General features: G+C 74.0%; 9 protein-coding genes. 5 read left to right on the forward strand and 4 right to left on the reverse strand.

The genetic code is table 11. The features are described 5' to 3' along the window. The 3 genes from ABD308_RS23710 to ABD308_RS23720 form a co-directional block, all read left to right on the forward strand. On the forward strand, window positions 1–200 hold a 200-nt coding region (locus tag ABD308_RS23710), incomplete at its 5' end, for a hypothetical protein (RefSeq protein WP_344338361.1). 82 nt (window positions 201–282) lie between these two features. Then, entirely contained in the window at window positions 283–675 is a 393-nt protein-coding gene (locus tag ABD308_RS23715) for a roadblock/LC7 domain-containing protein (protein ID WP_344338363.1), read from the forward strand. Between the two features lie 92 nt (window positions 676–767). Further along, the gene (locus ABD308_RS23720) at window positions 768–1142 is read left to right on the forward strand and encodes a hypothetical protein (RefSeq protein ID WP_344338364.1); all 375 of its coding nucleotides are present in this window, start codon (window positions 768–770) and stop codon (window positions 1140–1142) included. A gap of 109 nt (window positions 1143–1251) precedes the next feature. Here ABD308_RS23720 and ABD308_RS23725 read toward each other — a convergent pair whose 3' ends face one another. Next, window positions 1252–1989, reverse strand: coding sequence for a VOC family protein (locus ABD308_RS23725; protein ID WP_344338366.1), 738 nt, complete (start codon window positions 1987–1989; stop codon window positions 1252–1254). A gap of 101 nt (window positions 1990–2090) precedes the next feature. Beyond that, window positions 2091–2861 (reverse strand): type 1 glutamine amidotransferase, encoded by a 771-nt coding sequence (locus tag ABD308_RS23730; protein ID WP_344338368.1) that lies wholly within the window; start codon window positions 2859–2861, stop codon window positions 2091–2093. Window positions 2862–3100: 239 nt separating this feature from the next. Between ABD308_RS23730 and ABD308_RS23735 the strand changes: the two genes are divergently transcribed. Beyond that, the gene (locus tag ABD308_RS23735; RefSeq protein WP_344338391.1) at window positions 3101–4594 is read left to right on the forward strand and encodes an aldehyde dehydrogenase; all 1494 of its coding nucleotides are present in this window, start codon (window positions 3101–3103) and stop codon (window positions 4592–4594) included. Then, window positions 4591–5328 carry a gamma-glutamyl-gamma-aminobutyrate hydrolase family protein gene (locus ABD308_RS23740; protein ID WP_344338369.1) on the forward strand — a complete coding sequence of 246 codons (738 nt, stop codon included), beginning with the start codon at window positions 4591–4593 and terminating at the stop codon, window positions 5326–5328. Before ABD308_RS23735 ends, ABD308_RS23740 begins: the two co-directional genes overlap by 4 nt. Window positions 5329–5393: 65 nt before the next feature. Here ABD308_RS23740 and ABD308_RS23745 read toward each other — a convergent pair whose 3' ends face one another. Both ABD308_RS23745 and ABD308_RS23750 read right to left on the reverse strand, forming a co-directional pair. Next, window positions 5394–5966 carry a MarR family winged helix-turn-helix transcriptional regulator gene (locus tag ABD308_RS23745; protein ID WP_344338372.1) on the reverse strand — a complete coding sequence of 191 codons (573 nt, stop codon included), beginning with the start codon at window positions 5964–5966 and terminating at the stop codon, window positions 5394–5396. Window positions 5967–6154: 188 nt separating this feature from the next. Beyond that, on the reverse strand, window positions 6155–6720 hold a 566-nt coding region (locus tag ABD308_RS23750; RefSeq protein WP_344338374.1), incomplete at its 5' end, for a TetR/AcrR family transcriptional regulator.

Here is a 6720-nt window from a genome sequence, read left to right on the forward strand (position 1 = left end):
GGGTTCCGGACGGCACCGCCGACCGGGTACCGGTGCCGAGGACCCCCGGCGGCCTGCACAGCCGCGTACCGGGCACGGCGCTGGCCGCCCTCACCCACGAAACGACCGGCCCGGCACCGGTTCCTCGCCCGTCCCCCCTCGCCGTCCCGGACATCGCGCTGCTGATCCGGGTCCGAACCCTCCTGGAGGCCCGACTTTGAACCACGCTCCGCCCGCGACCCCACCCCCACGACAGTGAGGCGGGCGCTCAAGCAGCGTGCCGGAAGGAGACAACTGATCGCCTTGGAGACCGAACTGCTGGCCGAACTCCGCGCTCTCAGGCACCGGGTGCCGCACCTCGCGGGCGGACTGGTCGCCAGTGCGGACGGCCTGCTGATCGCCCACGACACCCACGGGGCCGAACCGTCGGGACTGGCGGCGATGAGCGCCGCCTCGCTCGGTCTGGCCCACCGGCTCGCCGACAGCACCGGCCAGGGCGAGTTCCGCGAGTCGCTGGTCCGCGGCGCGAACGGCTACGTCGCCATCTACGCGGCGGGCGGCGGCTGCGTGCTCACCGTCCTCGCCCACCCGGACGCGAACGTCGGCCGCCTGCACCTGGAGGCCCGCCGCTCCGCCCAGCGCATCGCCGCGCTGCTGAACGACGCGCCGCCGCCCAAGGACGCCCGGGAGTCCTGACCACCCCGGGCCACGTCACCGAACCCCACCGATTCCCCGCCCCACCGAATCCCCGTCCCACCGATTCCATCCGACGAACTGGAGACACCGACATGACCGACGCCGCAGGCTCGCTGAAGCAGGCCATGACCACGATCGAGGGCGCCATCGGCGCGGCCCTGGTCGACTACAACAGCGGCATGGCGCTCGCCACCCTCGACGGCCCCGGCGGCCTCGACCTCAACGTCGCCGCCGCAGGCAACACCGACGTGGTCCGGGCCAAGATGCGCACCATGGACATGCTGGGCCTCAGCGACGGGATCGAGGACATCCTCATCACCCTCACCAGCCAGTACCACCTGATCCGCCCGCTCACCCACATCAGCGGCAAGGGCCTGTTCCTCTACCTGGCGCTGGACAAGGGCCGCGCCAACCTGGCGATGGCCCGCCACCAGCTCACCAGGATCGAGGCGGACCTGGAGGTCTGACCGACCGCCGGGCCTTCCACCGCCCGCCTGAGGGACAGCCGGCTCCGGACGCGGGGCCGGCTGTCCGGGGTGTCCGGAGGCCGACCCGGCGCGCCGCTGTCGCCTCCGGTCAGCGCGGGCTGAGGAGGCAGAACTCGTTGCCCTCCGGGTCGGTCAGGATCCGCCAGGAGATGGCGGACTGGTCGATACCCGGGTCGGAGGCGCCCAGGGCGCGCAGCCTGGCCTCCTCGGCCGCCGGGTCGTCACCGCGGTAGGGGGCGACGTCCAGGTGGACGCGGTTCCACCCGTGCTTGGTGTCGGGGGTGCGGATGAACTCCAGGTAGGGGCCGACGCCCTGGGCGGAGCGCAGGCGCGCGTGGCCGTCGGCGACCTCGTGCACCGTCCAGTCCGTCGCCTCGCCCCAGAACCGGGCCATCTCCCGCGGGTCCGCGCAGTCGACCACCACCGCGGCGATCGGCCCGGTGTCCCGGTAGATCTCCCGGGGCTCCAGGACGCAGAACTCGTTGCCCTCCGGGTCGGCCAGCACCGTCCAGGGGACGTCGCCCTGCCCGACGTCGGCGGGCGTCGCGCCGAGATCCTTCAGCCGTGCGACCAACTCCTCCTGATGGGCCGTCGAGGTGGTGGCCAGATCGACGTGCACCCGGTTCTTCACCGTCTTGGGTTCCGGACGGGCGATGAGGTCGATGCAGACCGCCGCGGGATCGGGGTACGCGAAGCCGATCGGTTCGAGGTTGGTCACGCCGGGGCCCTCGCTGTCGACACCCCAGCCGAGAGCCTCCGCCCAGAACCGGCCGAGCGCGGCGTCGTCCTGGGCCTTCATGTTGATCTGCACGATTCGTGTTGCCATGCCGAAGATCCTAGAAGTCCCACTCGCCTCGACCGCGCCGCTCCCCCCTTCCCGGGATCACGACCGGAACCGCGACCGTCCGCGGGGCCGATCCACCCCGATCACCAATCGCGCCAGCGGTCGGTGATCTCGTGGCGGCCGAGCCCCTGCCGTTCGGTGAGGGCCGCGACGTCGACGCCGGCGGCGACGTCGAGGAAGGCGCCGACCAGGCCGTGGGCCCGGTCGCGGGACTCCTGGGCCAGTTCGCGGGTGCGGGCCATCAGCTCCCGCGGATCCAGGCCGAGGTCCCGTGCCTGTCCCGCGAGGCCGTGGTCGAGCCAGCTGCGCAGGATCTCCTCGGTGAGTTCGGGGTGGAACTGGACGCCGAGGGAGCGGCCGATCCGGTAGGCCTGGGGGCCGGCCGCGCTCCGTGCCAGTTCCACGGCGCCGGGCGGCAGGGTGAACCGGTCGTAGTGGGACTGGAACCACGGGCCCGACGGCACCAGTTCAGGGGCGTCCGTGTCGATGTCCATCCAGCCCAGTTCGGCGTGCGGGGCACGCTCCACCGAGCCGCCGAGCGCGGCGGCGAGCGCCTGGGCGCCGAAGCAGACGCCGAGCACGGGGACGCCGAGCAGGTGCGCCCGGCGCAACAGTTCCAGCTCTCCGCCGACCCAACCGCCGACCGCCTCCTCGTAGACGGACCAGGGCGCTCCGAGCGGAACGATCAGGTCGTAGCCGGCGGGGTCGGGGAAGGCGAAGTCGACCGCCGGAGCACGGTACCGCTCGGCCGGGACGACGGTGACGGCGTCCAGGTCGTAGCCGTGCCCGGCGAGGCACTCCCCGATCAGGCCGGGGCCGGAGACGTGGTCGTGTTGGATGACGAGTGCGCGCACGCGAGGGGTCCTCCGGTTCCATGGGCCGCCCGCGCGACGGGCGCAGGCCGCGCCCGGACGCCACGCTTCATCGTTTGGAGCCGTACGAATGGCGGCGAGGGGAGCCTACGACGCCGCGTTCCGGCACCACAAGGGCCGGTCGTGAAACCGGAAAAGCACGCATACCCCCCTTGCGAGCACCGCGTGAGACTCATACTGTTTGGTCTCAAATGACTCAGCAGAGATCCACGGAGGTCCCGATGCCGGAGGCCGTCACCCACGCCCAATGGCTGCGCCGCGCCGGCGAACTGCGGCCGCCCACCGCGCACCACATCGACGGCGCGGACGAGCCCGGCAGCGGCGGCGACTACGCCGTGGTCTCCCCCCGCGACGGCCGGACGCTCATCCGCGTCGCCGACGCCTCGCCCGCCGAGGTCGACCTCGCCGTGGCCGCCGCCCGCCGGGCCTTCGACCACGGGCCCTGGCCCCGGCTCGCACCGGCCGAGCGCGGGCGCGTCCTGCTGCGCCTGGCCGACCTCCTGGAGGAGCACCGCGCCGACCTGGCCCTGACCGTGAGCCTGGAGATGGGCAAGCCGATCAGCGACGCGTACGGCGTCGAACTGCGCGCCGCGATCAACACCTTCCGCTGGTACGGGCAGCTCGCCGACAAGGTCACCGACGAGTCCCCGCACGTCTCCCCCGACGCCCTCGCCCTGGTCACCCGGGAGCCGGCCGGAGTGGTCGGCGCGGTCGTCCCGTGGAACTTCCCGCTCACCCTGGCCTCCTGGAAGGTCGCCCCGGCGCTCGCGGCCGGGTGCACGGTGGTGCTCAAGCCCTCGGAGTCCTCGCCGCTGTCCGCGCTGACGCTGGGCCGGCTGGCCACCGAGGCGGGCCTGCCGCCCGGGGTGCTCAACGTCGTCTCCGGCGACGGCCCGACCGCCGGCCGCGCGCTGGGCCTGCACCCCGGCGTGGACGTCCTGGCGTTCACCGGATCCACCGCGGTGGGACGCCACTTCCTGCGCTACGCCGCCGACTCCAACCTCAAGCGGGTCTGGCTGGAACTCGGCGGCAAGTCCCCCAACATCATCCTCCCGGACGCCCCCGACCTGGACGCCGCGGCGGCCACCGCGGCCTGGGGCGTCTTCTTCAACCAGGGCGAGATGTGCACCGCCCCCTCCCGCCTGCTGGTGCACGCCTCGATCGCCGAACGGGTCACCGAGGCCGTGGTGGCCAGGGCCCGCGCCCTGCGGGTCGGCGACCCGCTCGACCCCGCCACCGAGATGGGCGCGCTGGTCGGCGAGAGCCACCTGGAACGGGTCCTGGCGCACGTCGCCGCCGGGCCCGCCGACGGCGCCAGGCTGCGCACCGGCGGGTCCCGCACCCTCACCGCGAGCGGCGGAAGCTTCCTGGAGCCGACCGTCTTCGACCAGGTCGCGCCGGACTCCCGCCTGGCCCGCGAGGAGATCTTCGGGCCCGTGCTCTCCGTCCTGGCCTTCGACGACCTGGAGGAGGCCGTGGCGCTCGCCAACGACACCGAGTACGGCCTGGCCGCCGGCCTGTGGACCTCCGACCTGGCGACGGCTCACCGCGTCTCGCGCGCCCTGCGGGCCGGGACGGTCTGGGTGAACTGCTACGAGGAGGGCGACCTGACGGTGCCCTTCGGCGGCATGAAGCAGTCCGGCAACGGCCGCGACAAGTCGGCCCACGCGCTGGAGAAGTACACGGAGCTCAAGACCACCTGGATCCGGCTGTGACCGCGCCGCCGGCCGCCCGCCGGCCGCTGATCGCGATCCCCGCCCGGTTCTCCGCCACGACCTCGGCACTGCGCTACGCGGCGGAGGTCAACGCCCGCGCCCTGATCGAGTCGGTGTGGCGGGCGGGCGGCGAGCCCGCCACCATCCACCCGTACGCCCCCGGCGGCACCGCCGACCCGGCCGAGGTCGCCGCCCGGCTGGACCGGTTCGACGGGGTGCTGCTCCCGGGCGGCGGCGACCTCGCGCCGCACCGCTACGGGCACGCCGACGCCCACGAGAGCGTCTACGACGTCGACGACGCCCAGGACGGATTCGACCTGGAGGTCGCCCGCCGGGCCCTGCGCACCGGGCTTCCGCTGCTGGCGATCTGCCGGGGGCTCCAGGTGGTGAACGTGGCGCTGGGCGGCACGCTGCACCAGGACATGGGCGGAGCGGACCGCGAGCACCGGCACCTGGTGCACCCCGTCTCCGTGCGGCCCGGCTCCACGGTGGCCGTAGCGCTGGGGGCGGAGCGGGTCGAGGCATCCTGCTACCACCACCAGCGGGTCGACCGGCCCGGGGCCGGCGCCGAGGTGACCGCCGAGGCCGCCGACGGCACCCCCGAGGCACTGGAACTGCCCGGCGCGGCGGGCTGGTTCGCCGCCGTCCAGTGGCACCCGGAGGACACCGCCGACCGGGATCCGGCCAATCAGGGCCTCTTCGACGCACTCGTCCGGGCGGCCGGGCGGCGCTGACGCCCCAGGAAGGGGCGAGCACCACCGGCGGCCGCCGCTCCGGTGCGGTGCGGTGCGGCCCGCTTTCAGGCCTTCGGCCGGCGTCCGCTGCGCCGAGGCGCCGGCTCGGCCCCGGCCAGCAGGCTCCGCCGGCGTTCCTCGCCGTGCGTCTCCACCTGCACCACCACCCGGCGAAGGGCGTCGGCCGTACTCCGGCACTCCTCGGCGCTGAGCGGAGCGGCCACGAACGCCTCCTCCGCGTTGAACTCCGGGAACAGGCGCCGCATCAGAGCCTCGCCCTCCTCGGTGAGGCTCAGCAGCACCAACCGGCCGTCGGAGGGGTGGCCGGCGCGGCTGATCAGGCCGCGCGACTGGAGGGTGCGGGAGACGCCGGTGAGGGTGCCCTTGGAGATCCCGGCCTCCTCCGCGACGTGGCGGGTCTCCGACTCCCCCCAGATCCAGATCACCCAGAGCACCACGAACGCCGTCCAGGTGAGGTCGGAGCCGCGCAGCACCGAGTTCTCGAAGTGCTGCCGCACGGCCGACGCCGCACGGTAGATGTTGGCGACCATCGCCATCTGGTCGTGCTGGACGGGGACGCCGCCGAGCCTGGCCTGGACGAGCTTCTCGGCCTCCGTGATCGAACGCTGGCCCGGCAAGGTCCTCTCCTTTCCGCGGCTCGGCGGGTCGCCGTGGCCGCGGTCGCGGCGAATTGATCGTTCGGGGCCAAATTGTAGCGGGGCCGAGCCCTCACCCCGAGGGCCCGGCCCCGGAGCCGTGGGACTCGTCAGGGTTGGCCGAGGTTGGTCGGGGTGGGCCAGGGCCGGCCGGAGTCGCCCAGGGCCGGTCAAGGTTCGTCGGCCGGAGCGGAGGCCCCGAGCAGCCGCAGCAGCGTCCGCAGCTCGCCGAGCGCCTCCTCGATGACGTCCCGCTCCCCCAGCGTGAGCTGGTGCAGCACCAGCCCGTCCAGGGCGGCGAAGACCAGCCTCGCCAGCGGCCGGCCGGCGCCGTCCGGCAGCATCCGGTCCAACTCCCGTTCGGCGGCGGCGAAGTACTGCTCGTACAGACCGCGCACCTGGGCCAGCAGCTCCGGCTTGCGGCGTGCCTCCAGGAGCAGCTCGTACTGGAACGCCTGGGTGTCCGGGTCCGCCTGGACCATCGCCGACAGCCCGGCGGAGAAGTCGGCCACGTCGCCGCTGCCGGGCTCGACCTTGCTGCTCGCCAGGCTGGTCCGGATGGCGTGCGCCAGCGCCTCCTCGATCAACGCGTCGCGCGAGCCGAAGTGGTGGACGACCAGCCCGTGGGTGACGCCGGCCTCCTGCGCCACGGCGCGGTACGTCAGATGGCGCAGGCCTCCCCGGGCGACCACGCGCACGGCGGCGGCGAGCAGCGCCGCGCGCCCCTCGCCGTAGT

It is taken from the genome of Kitasatospora putterlickiae, from assembly GCF_039527695.1.
Taxonomy (GTDB): Bacteria; Actinomycetota; Actinomycetes; order Streptomycetales; family Streptomycetaceae; genus Kitasatospora; species Kitasatospora putterlickiae.

Excerpts from the sequence above, each read along its gene's own strand:
- ABD308_RS23720 (WP_344338364.1), top strand. The coding sequence starts at position 768 with ATGACCGACGCCGCAGGCTCGCTGAAGCAGGCCATGACCACGATCGAG.
- ABD308_RS23725 (WP_344338366.1), bottom strand. The coding sequence starts at position 1,989 with ATGGCAACACGAATCGTGCAGATCAACATGAAGGCCCAGGACGACGCC.
- ABD308_RS23735 (WP_344338391.1), top strand. The coding sequence starts at position 3,101 with ATGCCGGAGGCCGTCACCCACGCCCAATGGCTGCGCCGCGCCGGCGAA.